A 17,935-nucleotide genomic window follows, 5' to 3' on the forward strand; every position below is an offset into this window, starting at 1 on the left:
GAACGCGGGTGTAGCTCAGTTGGTTAGAGCGCCGGCCTGTCACGCCGGAGGTCGCGGGTTCAAGTCCCGTCACTCGCGCCATTTCCCTGTTTCCATCCAGGCGAGAAGTGGCTTTAGCGGCAAGATCCAGACGATCCCCGCCACCGCGTAAACGACCATCTGCACGATGCCGGGCAGCATGGAAATATAGTGCACCATGCTGGCCACGATCACCGCCCACACGGCGATGATCCCCAATATCAGGAACATACCCGCGGGTTTACGCCAGCTTGGGTTCATTGGTCCGTTTGTCCTTCCATATATTCCCGTTCGGTGACAATGGCGTGCAGCGGCACGTCCCACGGGTCAAGCACAAGATCGTCCCGCTCCTGCGCCGACCATGCGATGCCGATGCGCAGCGCATGGGAAAAGCGGACGAACACCCGGTCATAATGGCCGCCGCCCTGACCCAACCGATTGAGAGCGCGGTCGAACGCCACCAACGGCGCAAAGATCGCATCGGGAATGACAGCCGGCCCGGTGGGCGGCGGTTCGCTGACCCCCATCTGGCCAAGCACCAGCTCTTCGCCGGGCGTCCATTGCCGGAACAGCATATCCTTCATATTGTCTTCTATGCATGGCAGGCACAGCGATTTCCCGGCATCCGCCAGTGGCGCGGCAAAATTATCGGCAGGCGCCTCGCTGCCCACCGGCATATAAAGCGCAACGCAGGAAGCAGGCGCGATCAGCCGCATCAACGGCGCGGGCGGCGCGTGAAAGGCAAGCCGCAGCGCAACGGGCGGCAGCGATTCGACAAAGCACGACCGGCGGCGGCGGGCGTCCTGACGGATTTGCTGTTTCGAAGGCGTTTCCATGAGGGATGAGTATCGCGCTCGTGGCGCTATTCGCAATGGGGTAGGTGGAATGGCTCCATTGAACCATTGATTATCCGTCATCCCACCAATCATCCGTCATCCCAGCGAAGGCTGGGATCCATGTCTCTATTCTCTGGAAATCATCGCTTGTGGATAAAGAGATGGATCCCAGCCTTCGCTGGGATGACGATTGTTAAGGAAATGCCTGTTTCCGCGCAACATTTCTGCCATTGCCGTACCGCAACTAACCTTCTGATTCCGGACCGTCAGTTTATCGAGGCTTGGCTGATCGGGGAACAGCAGAAAAGCTAGGAAAGCAGACCTAAGCGCGTTCCGGCCTAAGCTGCGGCAGCGCATCCCCAAGGACACGGATGGCGGAACGCAACACCACGGCCGCCATCGCAACACCAACAATAATGTCAGGCCACGGAGACGACAGCACCGCGACGGCTACGGCGGCGACCAGCACGCCGCAGTTCGCGATCACGTCGTTGCGCGAGCACTCGAACGTACTCGCCATGTTCACGTCCTGTTTTCTGAAGCGCCACAGCAACGACAGGCAAATAAGATTGGCGACGAGGGCTGCTCCACCAAACAGGAGCATGAGGGTCGAAGAGGGAGGGACACCGCTACTCAACTTCACGGCAACATTTACAACTATGCCCAACCCAAGGAGCAGGATGAACATTCCTTTGAAGGCCGCCGCGCCCGCCTTCCAGCGGTTACTGCGAGAGATCGCGTAGAGGCTCACCCCGTAAACGAGTGCGTCACCGAGCATGTCGGTCGCGTCCGCCATCAAGGCCGTGGAGCCCGCAACGATGCCTGCCCCGAACTCCACGACGAACATCACGGCGTTGATGAGCAGAACGATCACGAGCACGCGCCGCTGATCCACTTGCTTGGCAAGCAGCTCAAGTTCCTTACCTTTCGCGGAGCAACACTGGTCGGCCATGCAGGCAATATGGCAGTGATGCCGAATGTCCGCAATTGCTGGTGCGAGCCATCTGTCGATTTCGATGAATGTAGGGCTGCTTCGCCTCGTCACGCCCTAAGACCCGCCTATCCGGAAATGGCAACATGAAAGTCATTCACATTGCTTTGATCGAATAGCTGCAATGACTCACTCCCGCCAACCCCCAGCAGGGGTGGCGGGACCGCATTGGCCGTTTGCTGGAATATCCTCTGACGCCTTCACGTCAGGTGGGCGCCGTGTGATCCGGACCAGGGTCCGGGCAGGGACAGCTCCCTAGGATGTTATATCGCCTCAGGGATGTTCGCTAAAGCTCGTACCAGGCAGTGCCCGCCATCCCCAATCTAGGCGTTCTCCGGCATTGCGGCAAGCCTTGACGCAAGAGATTCCACCCGGTTGGCAAGACTTTCGAGCGCATCGGCCAGACGCGGGTCTGTCGCCGGCGCGGAAACTGGTCGTTCGCTCGTTTCCTCCGCCGCTTTTATGTCGTTGAGTTCGTCTGCCAGAAACAATGCGGCGAACAGCAATTGCCGCACTTCATTGATGCCCGGAATCGAGTGGCGAGCGTCCTGCACCTTGGCATCGATCATCTCGGCCAGTTGTTCCAGCCGCGGTTCGTCGCCGTCGCGGCAGGTAATATCATATTGCCGTCCGCCGACGTTCAGGGAAATATCAGCCATGATTGCCCTCCTGAATGCGTCCGATCAGCTGATTGAGATCGGCCAGGGCGGCGCTGGTTTCGTTTCGCAATTGCGTATGTTTTTCTTCCATGGCTCTAAGTGCGCCATCAGAAGGGGGTTGAAGCGACTCAATGCGGCTAAGCGCGCGCTCTATACGGCCAATGGCGATGATTATTCGGTCGTCTGACATAGCCTCTGAATAGCATGGCTTGCGGGTCTTGCAAAAACCCTATTGCGCGGCGCGGTTGACGCCTTGTGTTCCAGCGGACAAATGGAGGCGATTTTTAGCGACTCGGCTCTGCCCGTTTCTTGCCGTTCACAGATCAGGAAGTCAGACACCACATGACCGTCACGGAAAAAACACTCGCCAATGCCATCCGGGCGCTGTCGATGGATGCGGTACAAGCTGCAAACAGCGGCCATCCGGGGATGCCGATGGGCATGGCGGACGTTGCCACCGTGTTGTTCCGTGAATATCTGAAGTTCGATCCGAAAACGCCGCATTGGGCAGACCGCGATCGTTTCGTGCTGTCCGCAGGTCACGGATCAATGCTGATCTATTCGCTGCTGCACCTGACCGGCTATGCCCGACCGACGCTGGACGACATCCGCAATTTTCGTCAGCTGCACAGCCCATGTGCGGGGCATCCTGAAAATTTCGAACTGGCTGGCGTTGAAACGACCACGGGACCGCTGGGGCAGGGGCTTGCCACTGCTGTCGGCATGGCCATGGCCGAACGGCACCTCAACGCGACATTCGGTGATGATCTGGTCGATCATCGCACCTGGGTAATCGCAGGCGATGGCTGCCTGATGGAAGGCATCAACCATGAGGCGATCGGCCTTGCCGGGCATATGGGTCTTGGGCGCCTGATCGTGTTGTGGGACGACAACAAGATCACCATCGATGGCGCCACCAGCCTGTCGACCAGTGAGGATATTCGCGCCCGTTACACTGCAAGCGGCTGGCACGTCGTTTCATGCGACGGGCACAGTCCCGACGATGTGCGTCGCGCATTGAACGAAGCCGTGGCCGATCCCCGGCCTTCGCTTGTTGCCTGCGACACCACCATTGGCTTTGGCGCGCCCAACAAGGCCGGTTCGCACAGCGTTCACGGTTCGCCGCTGGGCGCCGAGGAAATCGCTGCGGCTCGTGATTATCTGGACTGGCCGCATGAGCCTTTTATGATCCCCGAAGAGGTCGCGGCTGAATGGAAGCGGGCAGGCGAGCGTTCCGTTGCTGCGCATGAAGCATGGCGGGGACGGCTTGCAGACCATTTAAAAGGTGAGGAATTCCAGCGTCGCATGGCGGGTGAGCTGCCCGCCGGATTTTCGCTTACCCATTATATCGACACATTGCTGGCCGAGCCGAAGAAGGTCGCGACCCGCAAGGCGAGCGAAATGGCGCTGGAAGCGATCAACGTCTTGCTGCCCGAAACCATGGGCGGTTCGGCCGACCTGACCGGTTCCAACAATACCAAGACGAAAACCACGACGCCTTTCACCAAGGACGATTATTCGGGCCGCTATGTCTATTACGGCATCCGGGAATTTGGCATGTCGGCCGCGATGAACGGCATGGCGCTGCACGGCGGCGTTATTCCTTATGGTGGTACTTTTCTGGTTTTTTCCGATTATTGCCGTCCTGCAATCCGGCTTTCTGCCTTGCAAAAGACGCGCGTTGTTTATGTCATGACCCATGACAGCATCGGGCTTGGCGAAGACGGCCCGACGCATCAACCTGTCGAGCATGTCATGAGCCTGCGGATGATTCCGAACCTCGACGTCTATCGTCCTGCCGATACGGTCGAAACCGCTGAATGCTGGGAACTGGCGCTGCAACGGCAGGACGGGCCGGGATTGCTGGCGCTGACCCGCCAGAATTTGCCGCAGCTTCGGCTGGAAAAAAGCGACAATCTCTGCGCTAAAGGAGCCTACCGTCTGCGTGCGGCAACCGCCCCGCGCCGCGTGGTGTTGCTTGCCAGCGGATCAGAAGTAGAAACCGCATGCGACGTGGCCGCCGCGCTGGAGGAAAAGGGAATCGGCGCGGACGTCGTTTCCATGCCGTGCTGGTCGCTGTTCGACGCACAGAGCGCGGCCTATAAGGCCGACCTGCTGCCCGCCGATGCATTGAAGGTATCGATCGAAGCGGGCGTGACCTTTGGCTGGGAACGCTATGTCGGGCCTGACGGCATCAGCTTCGGCATTGACAGTTTTGGTGCATCCGCCCCGGCGGAAGCACTGTTCGACTATTTTGGCCTCACGGCCGCAAAGATTGCGCCACAGATAGTTTCGGCGCTTGGACAATAAGGAGCAATAAGAGATGGCAGTTAAAGTTGCGATCAACGGTTTTGGCCGGATCGGCCGCCTTGTGGCCCGCGCAATATTGGAACGTACCGATCACGATCTGGAACTGGTCAGCATCAATGACCTGGCCGATGCCAAATCCAACGCCCTGCTGTTCAAGCGGGACAGCGTTCACGGTCCATTCCCCGGTTCGGTGGAAGTTGACGGCAACGACATCATCATCAATGGCAAGCGCATCATCGTGACCGCCGAGCGCGATCCGGCCAATCTGCCCCATGCGGCCAACGGCGTTGACATCGCGCTCGAATGCACCGGCTTTTTTGCTGACAAGGCTTCAGCAGGCAAGCATCTGACAGCAGGCGCAAAGCGGGTGGTCATTTCGGCTCCGGCCAAGGGCGTCGACCGCACGGTTGTTTTTGGCGTCAACCATGGCGACCTGACCGCCGACGACATCGTCATTTCGAACGCAAGCTGCACGACCAACTGCCTTGCGCCCATTGCCAAGGTTTTGAATGACACGATCGGCATTGAGCGCGGCCTGATGACCACGATCCACGCCTATACCAACGATCAGAAGATCCTGGATCAGATTCATCCCGACAAACGCCGCGCACGCGCTGCCGCCATGTCGATGATCCCGACCACCACCGGCGCCGCCCGCGCCGTGGGCGAAGTGCTGCCCGAACTTAAAGGCAAGCTCGATGGATCGTCTATTCGCGTGCCCACGCCGAACGTATCGGTGGTTGACCTGACCTTCACGCCCAAACGCGACACGACTATTGAGGAAGTGAATGGCTTCCTGAAGGCCGCGTCGGAATCCGGCCCGCTCAAGGGTGTGCTCGCCTATACCGACGAGCCGCTGGTATCCATCGACTTCAATCACTGGCCGGCCAGCTCTACGGTAGACAGCCTGGAAACGGCGGTGATCGACGGCAAGCTGGTGCGCGTGCTCAGCTGGTATGACAATGAATGGGGCTTCTCCAACCGCATGGTCGATACGACCAATGTGGTTGCTGGCCTTCTTTAAGTAGGGATGAAGAAACGGCTGTGAAGTCATTCAAAACACTTGATGATATGGGCGACATTGTCGGTAAGGCCGTGCTCGTCCGCGAAGATCTGAATGTGCCGATGAAGGATGGCGTGGTGAGCGACGATACCCGTCTCCGCGCAGCCGTTCCCACTATTAATGAACTGTCCGACCGGGGTGCGAAGGTGCTTGTCCTGTCGCATTTCGGTCGGCCCAAGGCACCGACTCCCGAATTTTCGCTCGCGCAAATTGCCGAACCGCTTTCACAGGTGCTTGGCAGGCCCGTGCGGTATATTGACTGGGAAGGCGACAAGGAGGCGGTGGCGACACTTCGGCCTGGCGACATTGCCGTGCTGGAAAATACCCGCTTCTTCGGTGGTGAAGAAAAAAACGATCCGGCAGTGGTGAAGCGCTTTGCGGCGGTTGGCGATCTGTATGTCAACGACGCCTTTTCCGCTGCACATCGTGCCCATGCCTCTACCGAGGGCATTGCCCATGTGCTTCCCGCCTTTGCCGGTCGCGCCATGGAGGCAGAACTCGATGCCCTTCAAAAAGCGCTGGGAGCACCCGAACATCCCGTCGCGGCGGTTGTTGGCGGCGCCAAAGTCTCGTCCAAGCTGGACGTGCTGACGCATCTTGTGACCAAGGTCGATCATCTGATCATTGGCGGCGGCATGGCCAACACTTTCCTCGCCGCGCGCGGTGTGGACGTCGGCAAGTCGCTGTGCGAACATGATCTGACGGACACTGCCGAGGCAATCCTTGAGGCTGCGGCTGCGGCGAATTGCACCGTACATCTGCCCTATGACGTAGTGGTGGCGAAAGAGTTCGCCGCCAACCCGCCGACCCGCACAGTCAACGTCCACGAAGTGGCCGCTGATGAAATGATCCTGGACGTCGGTCCCGCTGCCGTGGAGGCGCTGGCCGACGTGTTGAAGATATGCAGGACGCTGGTGTGGAATGGTCCCATGGGTGCGTTTGAAATTCCGCCCTTCGACGCAGCGACCGTAGCGCTCGCCAAAACCGCCGCGGCACTGACCCGCGAAGGTTCGCTTGTTTCTGTAGCGGGCGGTGGCGATACCGTTGCGGCATTGAACCATGCCGGTGTCGCAGGCGATTTCAGCTTTGTGTCCACCGCAGGCGGCGCTTTTCTTGAATGGATGGAAGGTAAGGAACTTCCTGGCGTCAAAGCGCTTATGGGCTGATAATTTTATTTACTTCCGTCGTCGGGAGGCGATGCGAATACAGCAAAAGGGTGTGTACAGATGCGCGAACAGGACATGATGAACAAGATTGCAGGCGGTAACGGCTTTATCGCTGCGCTCGACCAAAGCGGAGGTTCGACGCCCAAGGCCTTGAAAGGCTATGGCATTGAAGATGATGCATGGTCCTCCGAGGAGGAAATGTTCGGCCTGATCCACCAGATGCGTTCGCGGATCATCACTTCGCCGGTTTTCACAGGCGAAAAGGTGATCGGGGCAATCCTGTTCGAACGCACCATGGACGGCCAGGCGGACGGCAAGCCTGTTCCCGCTCTCCTGAAAGAACGCGGCGTGGTTCCCTTCATCAAGATCGACAAGGGACTGGAAGCGGAGGAAAATGGCGTTCAGCTCATGAAGCCGATGCCTGATCTCGATGTGCTGCTGAGGCGGGCCAAGGGGCTGGGCATGTTCGGCACAAAGGAACGGTCGGTCATCAATCTCGCCAATCGTGAGGGCATTGCCGCAATCGTGAAGCAACAATTCGAAGTTGGCAGACAGGTTCTTGCCGCCGGTCTGATGCCTATCCTCGAACCGGAAGTGAACATCAAAAGCCCGGAACGGGCCGATGCCGATCAGATACTGCTCGAAGAATTGTTGAAGGCGCTTGACGCGATGCCGGGCGATGACAAGGTGATGCTGAAGCTTTCGATCCCCGCCAAAGCTGGCCTGTTTGGACCATTGGTGGATCATCCTCGCGTGCTGCGGGTGGTCGCGCTCTCAGGCGGATATAGTCGTCCGGAGGCCTGCGTGGAGCTTGCAAAGAATCGCGGCATGATCGCCAGCTTCAGCCGGGCCTTGCTGCAGGATCTGCGCCATCAGATGAGCGCCGCCGCGTTTGACGAGTCACTGGGTGCCGCGATCGACGAAATCTACACCGCTTCGACGAAAAAGGTCGCCTGAGGAATAATTATTATTTCGTCATCCCCGCGAAAGCGGGAATCCATCTCCTTTGGCCTTATCCAGAAACGTCGCATAGGGAGATGGATTCCCGCTTTCGCGGGAATGACGAAAAGGGTAGTCGGGCACAATGACCTCTGAAATCCTTGACGATGACATCCCGCTCGACCCATCTTTCGCCACGCGGTTCGACACGAAGGACCGGCGGCCCGCCTGTCAGCTTTACCTGATTTCGCCGCCTGTCATTGACGCTGTTTTCGCGGACAAGTTGGCGGCGGCGCTGGATGCTGGGAAAGTCGCGGCGTTTCAGTTGCGCCTCAAGGGCGTCTCTGACGAGGCCATTTTAAAGGCTGCCGAAACGCTGATCCCCATCTGCGCCGTGCGCGATGTGGCTTTCATCCTCAACGACAGGATGGACCTGGCCCAGGAATGCGGCGCGGATGGCGTACATCTGGGGCAGGGGGATGGCGACGCGCGCGAGGCGCGAAAACTGCTTGGTCCTTCGGCGCAAATCGGTGTCACCTGTCATGACAGCCGCCATCTCGCCATGGAAGCGGGCGAAGCGGGCGCCGATTATGTGGCTTTCGGGGCTTTCTATCCCACGACGACAAAGGAAACCACGCATCGCCCCGATCCGTCGATTCTCTCATGGTGGACTACCGTGTTCGGCCTCCCCTGCGTGGCGATTGGCGGGATCACGGCGGACAATGCAAAGCCGCTGGTCGATGCAGGGGCAGATTTCATCGCCGTCAGCAGCGCGGTGTGGAACCATGAAGAAGGGGCGGCTGCCGGTGTTCGGGCTTTTGGGGCGGTCCTCCCCCTTGCCACTCGCGCGCCTAAAGGATAGAGGCGCAGCCCAACGGCTCTTTAACATCCTTGAAAAGCGAGATGCGCGATGAAGATCAGCGGCGTGGACATTCGTCCCGGCAATAATATCGAATATGAAGGCGGCCTGTGGCGCGCCGTGAAGATTCAGCATACCCAGCCGGGCAAGGGCGGCGCCTATATGCAGGTGGAGCTGAAAAACCTGATCGACGGACGCAAGAATAATGTGCGCTTTCGTTCCGCCGAAACGGTTGAGCGCATCCGGCTCGATACAAAGGATTTTCAGTATCTTTATGCGGAAGGCGACATGCTCGTCTTCATGGACAAGGATACTTATGAGCAGATCAACCTGCCGCTCGACATGCTGGGCGATGCCGCGGCATTTTTGCAGGACGGCATGGATGTGACGCTGGAAATGTACGACGAACGCCCGATTTCGGTGCAGCTTCCCGAAACCATCGAAGCAACGGTGGTGGAAGCCGATGCGGTTGTGAAGGGGCAGACAGCGTCTGCATCATACAAGCCCGCGATCCTCGATAACGGCGTGCGTGTCATGGTTCCCCCGCACATCACAACGGGCACCAGAATCGTGGTCGATGTCTACGAACGCGAATATGTGAAGCGCGCGGAGTGATCCGTCTCCCCTTCCGCTTGCGGGAGGGGATCAAGGGGAGGGCCTGTTGGATGGCTCTCCTGTAACATTCCCTCCCAACCCCTCCCGCAAGCGGGAGGGGGGAGATTAATATGGTATCCCATTCAGGCCTTCTCACCGTCATGGAACGCGCCGCGCGCAAGGCCGCCCCACGCCTGCGCCGCGACTTTGGCGAGGTTCAGCATCTGCAGGTTTCCCGCAAGGGACCGGCGGATTTTGTGTCTATGGCCGATCAGCGTGCCGAGCGCACCCTGTACGATGAACTCCTGAAAGCCCGACCCGACTGGGGGTTCCTGATGGAAGAGGGCGGTGAGATCGTGGGTGATCCCGATAAGCCGCGCTGGATCATCGATCCGCTCGATGGCACAAGCAATTTTCTGCACGGCGTCCCGCATTTCGCCATCTCCATTGGTGTGCAGGAACCAAAGCTTGGCGGCGGCTGGGGCGAAATCACGACCGGCCTTGTCTATCAGCCGTTGACCGATGAAAGCTATTGGGCGGAAAAAAATCGCGGGGCCTGGCAGCAGGACCGGCGTCTAAGAGTGTCTGCCCGCCGCGATCTGGCAGATTCGCTGATTGCGACCGGCATTCCCTATCTGGGCCATGGTGATTTGTCGCAATGGACGCGGATTTTTGGTGCTGTTGCTCCTGAAGTTGCTGGCGTCCGGCGTTTCGGCGCGGCTTCTCTCGATCTCGCCCATGTCGCGGCGGGTCGGTATGATGGATTCTGGGAAAGCGACCTGTCGCCCTGGGACGTGGCGGCGGGTATGTTGCTTGTGCGAGAAGCAGGCGGGTTCGTGACCGATTTCCGGGGCGGTGACCGCTGTATCGAACGGCGCGAATTTATTGCCGGGAATGACGTAATCCACAGCAAACTCCACAAGCTTGTTGCCTCGGCTTTGCGATAGAAGCAGCTATACACGATATTCCGCATTTTTTGCACTGCGGCAGGCTTGCCCCTCGTGGCTCATCTGCCTAAAAGCGCGCCCAAGACATCCTGCAAGTGAGAGTCTCTTTGGTCGATCTATCGCAATATCTGCCGATTCTGCTGTTTCTTGGCGTTGCTTTGGCGCTGTCGAGCCTGTTTGTATTTTTGCCGATGGCAGTATCGCGCCTCACGGGCACGCATAAGCCGAGCCCGGACAAGCTGGCCGAATATGAATGCGGATTTCCGGCGTTCGAGGACCCGCGCAGCCAGTTCGACGTACGTTTCTATCTCGTCGCCATTCTCTTCATTGTTTTTGATCTTGAAGCGGCGTTTCTCTTTCCCTGGGCAGTCAGCCTTGAGGAAATCGGCTGGGCAGGCTGGGTGACGATGATGATCTTCATATTAGAGCTGGTGCTTGGCCTTGTCTATGCGTGGAAAAAAGGAGCGCTCGATTGGGAGTAGAACTCACACACACGCCGCCGCCAACAGGCACGTTGCCGGATCAGGACTATTTCCAGTCGCTCACAGGCGAAGTGAACGACAAGGGCTTTCTCGTCACCTCGACCGAGGATCTGTTCAACTGGGCCCGCACCGGCTCGCTCTGGTGGATGACGTTCGGCCTGGCGTGCTGCGCGGTGGAGATGATCCACGTCAACATGCCGCGTTACGACATGGAGCGTTTCGGCGTCGCCCCGCGCGCATCCCCGCGCCAGTCGGACGTCATGATCGTCGCGGGCACGCTCTGCAACAAGATGGCCCCCGCGCTGCGCAAGGTCTATGACCAGATGAGCGAGCCGAAATACGTCATTTCCATGGGAAGCTGCGCCAATGGTGGCGGCTATTATCATTATAGCTATAGCGTTGTGCGCGGTTGCGACCGGATCGTGCCTGTGGACATCTACGTCCCCGGATGCCCGCCGACCGCCGAAGCGCTGCTCTATGGCGTGATGCAGCTTCAGCGGAAAATCCGCCGTATCGGGACGATTGAACGGTGATCCGTTTCGCAAGTTCCAACCTCCGTTCGTGTCGAGCGAAGTCGAGACACGTTTGCGCCAAGCCAGCGTCCCTCGACTTCGCTCGGGACGAACGGGTTGTGATCGGGTCTCAAAAATGAACCACCCCGCACCCAAATATGCGAGCAATGAAGGCGTGGCCGACGCGATCCGCACGGCGCTGGGCGGTACGATTGTCGATCTGGTTGATGCCGTGGACGAAATCAGCGTCACCGTCACCCGCGACGCGCTGCCCGATGCGATGGTGAAGCTGCGCGATGACCTTGCCTATCAACAGCTCATGGAAATCGCGGGCGTGGATTATCCTGATCGACCGGAGCGGTTCGAGGTCTGTTATCATTTGCTCAGCCTCACGAAAAATCACCGTATCCGTGTCAAGGTGACGACCGACGAGGACACGCCGGTCCCCAGCATCACGGACATCTGGCCGGTCGCTGGCTGGCTGGAACGCGAAGTTTTCGACATGTATGGCGTGATCTTCTCCGGTAACCGCGATTTGCGCCGTATCCTTACCGATTACGGCTTCAAGGGACATCCGCAGCGCAAGGATTTTCCCCTCACTGGCTATGTCGAGCTGCGCTATTCGGAAGAAGCCAAGCGGGTCGTCTATGAACCCGTCAAGCTGGCACAGGATTTCCGCACCTTCGATTTCATGTCGCCATGGGAAGGCGCGCAATATGTGCTGCCCGGCGATGAAAAGGCGAAACCCGAAGCGCCCGGCGCACCCTCACCGGTCAAGGCAGGAGGGGAGAAGAAGTGACCTCCATAACCGAAACGCTGCCGCACGACGCTGCGGGCGAAACGCAGATCCAGAATTACACCATCAACTTCGGTCCGCAGCATCCCGCCGCGCACGGCGTGCTCCGCATGGTGATGGAACTGGACGGCGAAATCGTCGAGCGCATCGATCCCCATGTCGGCCTGCTCCATCGCGGCACTGAAAAGCTGATCGAGTACAAGACCTATTTGCAGGCGCTGCCCTATTTCGACCGGCTCGATTACTGCTCACCGCTCGCCATGGAGCACAGCTATGTGCTTGCCATTGAAAAGCTGTTGGGCCTGGAAGTGCCGTTGCGCGGCCAGTATCTGCGCGTGTTTTTCGCGGAACTGACCCGCATCTGCAATCATATGCTCAACATCGGGTCGCACGTCATGGACGTGGGCGCGATGACGCCGAACCTGTGGGTGTTCGAAATCCGCGAGGATTGCCTCAACTTCTTCGAACGCGCGTCGGGCGCGCGCATGCATAGCGCCTATTACCGGCCCGGCGGCGTGCATCAGGATGTACCGCTCAAGCTGCTGACCGACATCGCCGAATGGCTGGACACCCGTCTGCCTCGCTTGTTCGAGGATGCGATGAGCCTGGTCATCGACAACCGCATCTTCAAGCAGCGCAATGTCGACATCGCCGTGGTCAGCAAGGACGACGCGATCGCATGGGGCTTTTCCGGCCCGATGATCCGCGGTTCCGGCATCCCCTGGGATTTGCGCCGGTCGCAGCCCTATGACGTCTATGACCGTATGGACTTCGAAATTCCGGTCGGCACCAATGGCGACTGCTACGACCGCTTCATGGTCCGCGTTGAGGAAGTGCGCCAGTCCGCCAAGATCATGAAGCAGTGCCTCCAACAAATGCCCGAAGGCCCCATCGCCTCGCTGGACCGCAAGGTCGTCCCGCCCCGTCGCGGCGAGATGAAGCATTCGATGGAAGCGCTCATCCACCATTTCAAGCTCTATACCGAGGGCTTCCACGTCCCCGCCGGCGAAGTCTATGTCGCCACCGAAAGCCCCAAGGGCGAATTCGGCGTCTATCTGGTCAGCGACGGGTCCAACAAACCCTATCGCTGCAAGATCCGCCCGACCGCCTTCTCGCATTTGCAGGCGATGGATTTCATGACCAAGGGCCATATGCTGGCCGACGCGACCGCCATTTTGGGCGCGATGGACATCGTGTTCGGGGAGTGTGATCGGTGAAGACTGACGTACGCGACTCCCAAGCCCGCACCTTCGTCCGCGTCATGCCAGCGCAGGCTGGCATCTCAGGTATTGGCGCGCAACCTCATGAGACCCCAGCCTTCGCTGGGGTGACGGTGAACTGAATGGCTGACGCACCCCAAATCCCCGACGAAGCCGAAGTCCGCGCCCGCTGGGGCGATTTCGCCTGGACGGCGGAGAACGACGAAAAGGTGACGGAGATCATCGCCCGCTATCCGCCGGGACGCCAGCAGTCGGCGGTCATGCCGCTGCTCGACCTTGCCCAGCGGCAGGTGGGGGCGGAAACGCAGACGCAGGGCTGGTTGCCCGTGCCGGTGATGGAATATATCGGCCGCCAGCTCGGTATGGCCTATATCCGCGTCTATGAAGTCGCGACCTTCTACACCATGTACAATCTCGCACCTGTCGGCCGCTATCATGTGCAGGTCTGCGGCACCACGCCCTGCATGTTGCGCGGCTCCGACGATGTGTTCGCGGCCTGCAAGAACAAGGGGCTGGTGAAAGGCAAGACGACGCCGGACGGCCTGTTCACCCTGACCGAAGTCGAATGCCTTGGCGCTTGCGCCAACGCGCCGATGGTGCAGATCAACGACGATAATTTCGAAGACCTGACCTACGACAGCATGAACGCCGTACTGGACGCGCTGACCAAGGGCGAAAGCCCGAAGGCCGGGCCGCAGATCGAGCGGCAGACGAGCTGCCCTGAGGGCGGGCCGACCTGCCTGAAAGAGATGGTCACGGAAAATCACGATTACAGGGGGCAGTGGTGATGGCGTGTACTAATGCTCCCTCTCCCCTGCGGGGAGAGAGTTGGGGTGAGGGGGCTCGACGCCTCGGCTCTTTCCTCAACCTTGCACACCCTCACCCAACTTCGCCTAACGGGCAAAGCCCGCAAGGCTTCATATCCCTCTCCCTTCAGGGAGAGGGTTTGGGAGGGAGAGCATGACCGACTTCACCCCCCTTTCCGACAAGGACCGCATCTTCACCAATGTCTATGGCTTCCAGCCATGGAATATCGACGCTGCCATGAAGCGCGGCGATTGGGACAATACGAAGAAGCTGCTCGAAAACACGCCCGAAGAAATCATCGAGATCATGAAGGCGTCCGGTCTGCGCGGCCGTGGCGGTGCAGGTTTCCCGACCGGCCTCAAATGGTCGTTCATGCCGAAGGAAAGCAAGGACGGCCGCCCGAGCTTCCTCGTCATCAACGCCGATGAATCCGAGCCCGGCAGCTGCAAGGACCGCGAGATCATCCGCCACGATCCGCACAAGCTGATCGAAGGGGCGCTGGTCGCGGGCTATGCCATGCGCGCCCGCGCCGCCTACATCTATATTCGTGGTGAGTTCATCCGGGAGGCTGAAACCCTCTTCGCCGCTGTCAAGGAAGCATACGGCAAGGGCTTCATCGGCAAGAACGCCTGCGGTTCGGGCTATGATTTCGACGTCTTCGTCCACCGGGGCGCGGGCGCGTATATCTGCGGCGAGGAAACCGCGCAGATCGAAAGCCTTGAGGGCAAGAAAGGCCAACCGCGCCTGAAACCGCCATTCCCGGCGGGCGCGGGCCTTTATGGCTGCCCCACCACCGTCAACAATGTGGAAAGCATTGCGGTCGCGCCCACCATATTACGGCGCGGCGCGGCCTGGTTCTCCAGTTTCGGGCGGGACAATAACAAGGGCACCAAGCTCTTCCAGATCAGCGGCCATGTGAACAAGCCCTGCGTCGTCGAGGAATCGATGAGCATCCCCTTCCGCGAACTGATCGACCGTCATGCGGGCGGCATAAAAGGCGGTTGGGACAATCTGCTCACCGTCATCCCCGGCGGCTCCTCGGTCCCGCTGGTTCCGGCCAAGCAGATCATGGATGCGCCGATGGACTTCGACGGCCTCAAGGAACTTGGCTCCGGCCTTGGCACCGCCGCTGTCATCGTCATGGACAAGTCCACCGACATCGTCCGCGCCATTTCGCGCCTCAGCTATTTCTACAAGCATGAAAGCTGCGGCCAGTGCACCCCCTGCCGCGAGGGCACAGGCTGGATGTGGCGCGTGATGGAGCGCCTGCGCACAGGCGACGCCGACATCAGCGAGATCGACATTTTGCAGGAAGTCACCAAGCAGGTCGAAGGCCACACTATCTGCGCGCTGGGCGACGCCGCCGCCTGGCCGATCCAAGGCCTCATCCGCCATTTCCGCCCCGAAATCGAACGGCGGATTCAAGAGAATAAGGGCAGCGCCCCGATGATGGAGGCCGCGGAGTGACCATTTTTCTTCCCCTCCGTCACCCTGAACTTGTTTCAGGGTCCATTCTTCCTCTCGCATCTTCGGTTCTGACTGCGGGATGGATGCTGAAACAAGTTCAGCATGACGAATTTACTGGGATGGCAAGCTAATGCCTAAACTAACCGTCGACGGCGTAGAACTCGAAGTTCCCGCAGGCGCTACCGTGTTGCAGGCATGCGAGCTTGCGGGCAAGGAAATCCCGCGTTTCTGCTATCATGAGCGCCTCTCCATCGCGGGCAATTGCCGCATGTGTCTGGTCGAGGTGAAACCCGGACCGCCCAAGCCGCAGGCGTCTTGCGCGCTGCCCGCCGCCGAGGGGCAGGAAATCCGCACCGACAGCCCGATGGTGAAGAAGGCGCGCGAAGGGGTGATGGAGTTCCTGCTCATCAACCACCCGCTCGACTGCCCGATCTGCGATCAGGGCGGCGAGTGCGACCTGCAAGACCAGTCCATCGCCTATGGCAAGGGCTATAGCCGCTATGACGAGAACAAGCGGGCGGTGACCGAGAAATATATGGGGCCGCTGGTCAAGACGGTGATGACCCGCTGCATCCAGTGCACCCGCTGCGTCCGATTTGCCGAGGAAGTGGCCGGGGTCGAGGAAATCGGTGCGATCGGTCGCGGTGAGAATATGCAGATCACCAGCTATCTGGAACATGCCGTGACCAGCGAACTGTCCGGCAATGTGGTGGACCTGTGCCCGGTTGGCGCGCTGACCAGCAAGCCCTATGCGTTCGAAGCGCGGCCCTGGGAACTCAAGAAAACCCTCGCCATCGACGTCATGGACGCGCTCGGCACCAATATCCGTCTCGACAGCCGGGGCCGTCAGGTGCTGCGCGCGCTGCCGCGCATCAATGAGGATGTGAACGAGGAATGGGCGTCGGACAAGACGCGCCACGCCGTGGACGGCCTCGTCCGCCGCCGCCTCGACAAGCCCTATGTCCGCAAGGGCGGGAAACTGATCGAAGCAAGCTGGGACGACGCCTTCGCCGCCATCGCCAAGGCCGCCAAGAGCGCGGGCAAGAGCGTCGCGGCAGTCGCGGGCGACATGCTCGATTGCGAGACGATGTTCGCCGCGCGTGAACTGGTGAAGGGGCTGGGCGGCACGATGTTCGAAGGGCGTCAGACGGGCCTCGCCTATGATGTGTCGAACCTTGCCGCGGTCAATTTCAACACCACCATCGCGGGTCTGGAGACGGCGGACGTGATCCTGCTCGTTGGCACCAACCTCCGCTGGGAAGCGCCGCTGGTCAACACGCGTGTCCGCAAGGCGATCAAGAAGGGTGCGAAGGTTTACGCCATCGGCCCGGAAATCGACCTTACCTACAAGATCGAATGGCTCGGCAACGACGCCAGCCTGCTGACGAAGCTGCCCAAGGCAGTGAGCGATGCGCTCAAGAGTGCGCAGCGTCCGGCGATGATCGTTGGCGGCGGCGTGCTTGCCAAGGACGGCGCGCACGGCGCGGCGCTGGCGCTGGCCGACAAGTTCAAACTGGTCAAGGACGGCTGGAACGGCTTTAACGTCCTGCATTTCGCCGCCGCACGCATGGGCGGGCTGATGCTTGGCTATGCGATGGACGGCGGCATCAAGGCTATGGCCGCCGCCAAGCCAAAGCTGCTGTTCTCGCTTGGCGCGGATGAGGTCGATTATTCGGCGTTCGAAGGCAGCTTCAAAGTCTATATCGGTCATCATGGTGATAAGGGCACACATGCCGCCGATGTCATTCTGCCCGGCGCAAGCTATGCCGAAAAGGCTGGCACCTATGTAAACCTGGAGGGCCGGGTCCAACGCGGCGACAAGGCGGTCTTCGCTCCGGGCGATGCCCGCGAGGATTGGACGATCCTGCGCGCGCTGTCTGACAAGCTTGGCTGTCCGCTGCCGTTCGACACGTTCGAGGGATTGCGCGCCGAAATGGTCAAAGCTGTCCCGGCATTGGGGTTCGAAGGATTGGCGCGTTATGAATGGGCGCCGCCCAAGCTGCCCATCAAACCGGAGGGTGAATTTGCCTATCCGATCAAGGACTTCTACCTCACCAACAGCATCTGCCGCGCGAGTCCCACCATGCAGCGCTGCTCGGCCGAACTGCTGCACGGCGAAGAATTTGCGGAGGCAGCGGAATGATGAAAAACGCTGCACTTTATTCTCCCTCTCCCCGGCGGGGAGAGGGTCGGGGTGAGGGGGGTCGACGTTTCGGTTCTTTCCTCATCGCCGCACACCCTCACCCAACCCTCTCCCTCAAGGAAGAGG

The 17,935-nt window shown here is 59.8% G+C and carries 18 protein-coding genes, 1 tRNA gene, 1 other RNA gene and 1 pseudogene; 16 read left to right on the forward strand and 5 right to left on the reverse strand.

The genetic code is table 11. The annotated features are described in order from the left end of the window. Positions 1 to 4 precede the first annotated feature (4 nt). Positions 5 to 81: transfer RNA gene (locus L3X40_RS10475), tRNA-Asp, on the forward strand. On the opposite strand, the gene L3X40_RS10480 is transcribed toward L3X40_RS10475, so the two are convergent. From L3X40_RS10480 to L3X40_RS10500, 5 genes are all read right to left on the reverse strand, one after another. Continuing rightward, entirely contained in the window at positions 70 to 279 is a 210-nt protein-coding gene (locus tag L3X40_RS10480) for a DUF2842 domain-containing protein (RefSeq protein WP_237365593.1), read from the reverse strand. The genes L3X40_RS10475 and L3X40_RS10480 overlap by 12 nt on opposite strands. Then, positions 276 to 854 carry a 5-formyltetrahydrofolate cyclo-ligase gene (locus tag L3X40_RS10485; protein ID WP_237365594.1) on the reverse strand — a complete coding sequence of 193 codons (579 nt, stop codon included), beginning with the start codon at positions 852 to 854 and terminating at the stop codon, positions 276 to 278. Before L3X40_RS10485 ends, L3X40_RS10480 begins: the two co-directional genes overlap by 4 nt. A gap of 322 nt (positions 855 to 1,176) precedes the next feature. Further along, the gene (locus L3X40_RS10490; RefSeq protein ID WP_237365595.1) at positions 1,177 to 1,899 is read right to left on the reverse strand and encodes a cation diffusion facilitator family transporter; all 723 of its coding nucleotides are present in this window, start codon (positions 1,897 to 1,899) and stop codon (positions 1,177 to 1,179) included. A 102-nt stretch (positions 1,900 to 2,001) separates the two neighbouring features. After that, a non-coding RNA gene (gene ssrS, locus L3X40_RS10495) (6S RNA) lies at positions 2,002 to 2,157 on the reverse strand. A gap of 11 nt (positions 2,158 to 2,168) precedes the next feature. Next, positions 2,169 to 2,504: a cell division protein ZapA gene (locus L3X40_RS10500; RefSeq protein WP_237365596.1), complete on the reverse strand. Its 336-nt coding sequence runs from the start codon at positions 2,502 to 2,504 to the stop codon at positions 2,169 to 2,171. Between L3X40_RS10500 and L3X40_RS10505 the strand changes: the two genes are divergently transcribed. The 15 genes and pseudogenes from L3X40_RS10505 (at position 2,503) to nuoG (ending at position 17,809) form a co-directional block, all read left to right on the forward strand. Next, entirely contained in the window at positions 2,503 to 2,691 is a 189-nt protein-coding gene (locus L3X40_RS10505; protein ID WP_237365597.1) for a hypothetical protein, read from the forward strand. The genes L3X40_RS10500 and L3X40_RS10505 overlap by 2 nt on opposite strands. A gap of 155 nt (positions 2,692 to 2,846) precedes the next feature. Further along, on the forward strand, positions 2,847 to 4,814 hold the full coding sequence (gene tkt / locus L3X40_RS10510) for a transketolase (protein ID WP_237365598.1): 1,968 nt from the start codon (positions 2,847 to 2,849) through the stop codon (positions 4,812 to 4,814). A gap of 13 nt (positions 4,815 to 4,827) precedes the next feature. After that, entirely contained in the window at positions 4,828 to 5,838 is a 1,011-nt protein-coding gene (gene gap, locus L3X40_RS10515) for a type I glyceraldehyde-3-phosphate dehydrogenase (RefSeq protein WP_237365599.1), read from the forward strand. A gap of 47 nt (positions 5,839 to 5,885) precedes the next feature. Continuing rightward, positions 5,886 to 7,043 (forward strand): phosphoglycerate kinase, encoded by a 1,158-nt coding sequence (locus L3X40_RS10520; RefSeq protein ID WP_237365639.1) that lies wholly within the window; start codon positions 5,886 to 5,888, stop codon positions 7,041 to 7,043. Positions 7,044 to 7,103: 60 nt separating this feature from the next. Continuing rightward, positions 7,104 to 8,000 carry a fructose bisphosphate aldolase gene (locus L3X40_RS10525; RefSeq protein ID WP_237365600.1) on the forward strand — a complete coding sequence of 299 codons (897 nt, stop codon included), beginning with the start codon at positions 7,104 to 7,106 and terminating at the stop codon, positions 7,998 to 8,000. Positions 8,001 to 8,127: 127 nt separating this feature from the next. Further along, positions 8,128 to 8,844 carry a thiamine phosphate synthase gene (gene thiE / locus L3X40_RS10530; protein ID WP_237365601.1) on the forward strand — a complete coding sequence of 239 codons (717 nt, stop codon included), beginning with the start codon at positions 8,128 to 8,130 and terminating at the stop codon, positions 8,842 to 8,844. A gap of 48 nt (positions 8,845 to 8,892) precedes the next feature. Next, on the forward strand, positions 8,893 to 9,456 hold the full coding sequence (gene efp, locus L3X40_RS10535) for an elongation factor P (RefSeq protein ID WP_237365602.1): 564 nt from the start codon (positions 8,893 to 8,895) through the stop codon (positions 9,454 to 9,456). A 110-nt stretch (positions 9,457 to 9,566) separates the two neighbouring features. Further along, the gene (locus L3X40_RS10540) at positions 9,567 to 10,382 is read left to right on the forward strand and encodes an inositol monophosphatase family protein (RefSeq protein ID WP_237365603.1); all 816 of its coding nucleotides are present in this window, start codon (positions 9,567 to 9,569) and stop codon (positions 10,380 to 10,382) included. 107 nt (positions 10,383 to 10,489) lie between these two features. After that, entirely contained in the window at positions 10,490 to 10,864 is a 375-nt protein-coding gene (locus L3X40_RS10545) for an NADH-quinone oxidoreductase subunit A (RefSeq protein WP_237365640.1), read from the forward strand. Beyond that, positions 10,855 to 11,397, forward strand: a complete 543-nt coding sequence (locus L3X40_RS10550) for a NuoB/complex I 20 kDa subunit family protein (RefSeq protein ID WP_237365604.1) — start codon at positions 10,855 to 10,857, stop codon at positions 11,395 to 11,397. Before L3X40_RS10545 ends, L3X40_RS10550 begins: the two co-directional genes overlap by 10 nt. A gap of 115 nt (positions 11,398 to 11,512) precedes the next feature. Then, positions 11,513 to 12,157 (forward strand): annotated as a pseudogene (locus L3X40_RS10555) (NADH-quinone oxidoreductase subunit C); the annotation flags it as partial. A gap of 14 nt (positions 12,158 to 12,171) precedes the next feature. Further along, positions 12,172 to 13,389, forward strand: a complete 1,218-nt coding sequence (locus L3X40_RS10560) for an NADH-quinone oxidoreductase subunit D (RefSeq protein WP_237365605.1) — start codon at positions 12,172 to 12,174, stop codon at positions 13,387 to 13,389. 125 nt (positions 13,390 to 13,514) lie between these two features. Further along, positions 13,515 to 14,180, forward strand: coding sequence for a complex I 24 kDa subunit family protein (locus L3X40_RS10565; protein ID WP_237365606.1), 666 nt, complete (start codon positions 13,515 to 13,517; stop codon positions 14,178 to 14,180). A 172-nt stretch (positions 14,181 to 14,352) separates the two neighbouring features. Then, complete coding sequence (nuoF, locus tag L3X40_RS10570; protein ID WP_237365607.1) at positions 14,353 to 15,666, forward strand: NADH-quinone oxidoreductase subunit NuoF; 1,314 nt, start codon at positions 14,353 to 14,355, stop codon at positions 15,664 to 15,666. Positions 15,667 to 15,796: 130 nt separating this feature from the next. Next, positions 15,797 to 17,809, forward strand: coding sequence for an NADH-quinone oxidoreductase subunit NuoG (gene nuoG / locus L3X40_RS10575; protein ID WP_237365608.1), 2,013 nt, complete (start codon positions 15,797 to 15,799; stop codon positions 17,807 to 17,809). Positions 17,810 to 17,935: the final 126 nt, after the last annotated feature.

This window comes from Rhizorhapis sp. SPR117 (assembly GCF_021742065.1).

Excerpts from the sequence above, each read along its gene's own strand:
- L3X40_RS10505 (WP_237365597.1), top strand. The coding sequence starts at position 2,503 with ATGATTGCCCTCCTGAATGCGTCCGATCAGCTGATTGAGATCGGCCAG.
- nuoG (WP_237365608.1), top strand. The coding sequence starts at position 15,797 with ATGCCTAAACTAACCGTCGACGGCGTAGAACTCGAAGTTCCCGCAGGC.
- L3X40_RS10480 (WP_237365593.1), bottom strand. The coding sequence starts at position 279 with ATGAACCCAAGCTGGCGTAAACCCGCGGGTATGTTCCTGATATTGGGG.
- L3X40_RS10485 (WP_237365594.1), bottom strand. The coding sequence starts at position 854 with ATGGAAACGCCTTCGAAACAGCAAATCCGTCAGGACGCCCGCCGCCGC.
- L3X40_RS10520 (WP_237365639.1), top strand. The coding sequence starts at position 5,886 with ATGGGCGACATTGTCGGTAAGGCCGTGCTCGTCCGCGAAGATCTGAAT.
- efp (WP_237365602.1), top strand. The coding sequence starts at position 8,893 with ATGAAGATCAGCGGCGTGGACATTCGTCCCGGCAATAATATCGAATAT.
- gap (WP_237365599.1), top strand. The coding sequence starts at position 4,828 with ATGGCAGTTAAAGTTGCGATCAACGGTTTTGGCCGGATCGGCCGCCTT.
- L3X40_RS10525 (WP_237365600.1), top strand. The coding sequence starts at position 7,104 with ATGCGCGAACAGGACATGATGAACAAGATTGCAGGCGGTAACGGCTTT.
- nuoF (WP_237365607.1), top strand. The coding sequence starts at position 14,353 with ATGACCGACTTCACCCCCCTTTCCGACAAGGACCGCATCTTCACCAAT.
- L3X40_RS10500 (WP_237365596.1), bottom strand. The coding sequence starts at position 2,504 with ATGGCTGATATTTCCCTGAACGTCGGCGGACGGCAATATGATATTACC.
- thiE (WP_237365601.1), top strand. The coding sequence starts at position 8,128 with ATGACCTCTGAAATCCTTGACGATGACATCCCGCTCGACCCATCTTTC.
- L3X40_RS10565 (WP_237365606.1), top strand. The coding sequence starts at position 13,515 with ATGGCTGACGCACCCCAAATCCCCGACGAAGCCGAAGTCCGCGCCCGC.
- L3X40_RS10540 (WP_237365603.1), top strand. The coding sequence starts at position 9,567 with ATGGTATCCCATTCAGGCCTTCTCACCGTCATGGAACGCGCCGCGCGC.
- tkt (WP_237365598.1), top strand. The coding sequence starts at position 2,847 with ATGACCGTCACGGAAAAAACACTCGCCAATGCCATCCGGGCGCTGTCG.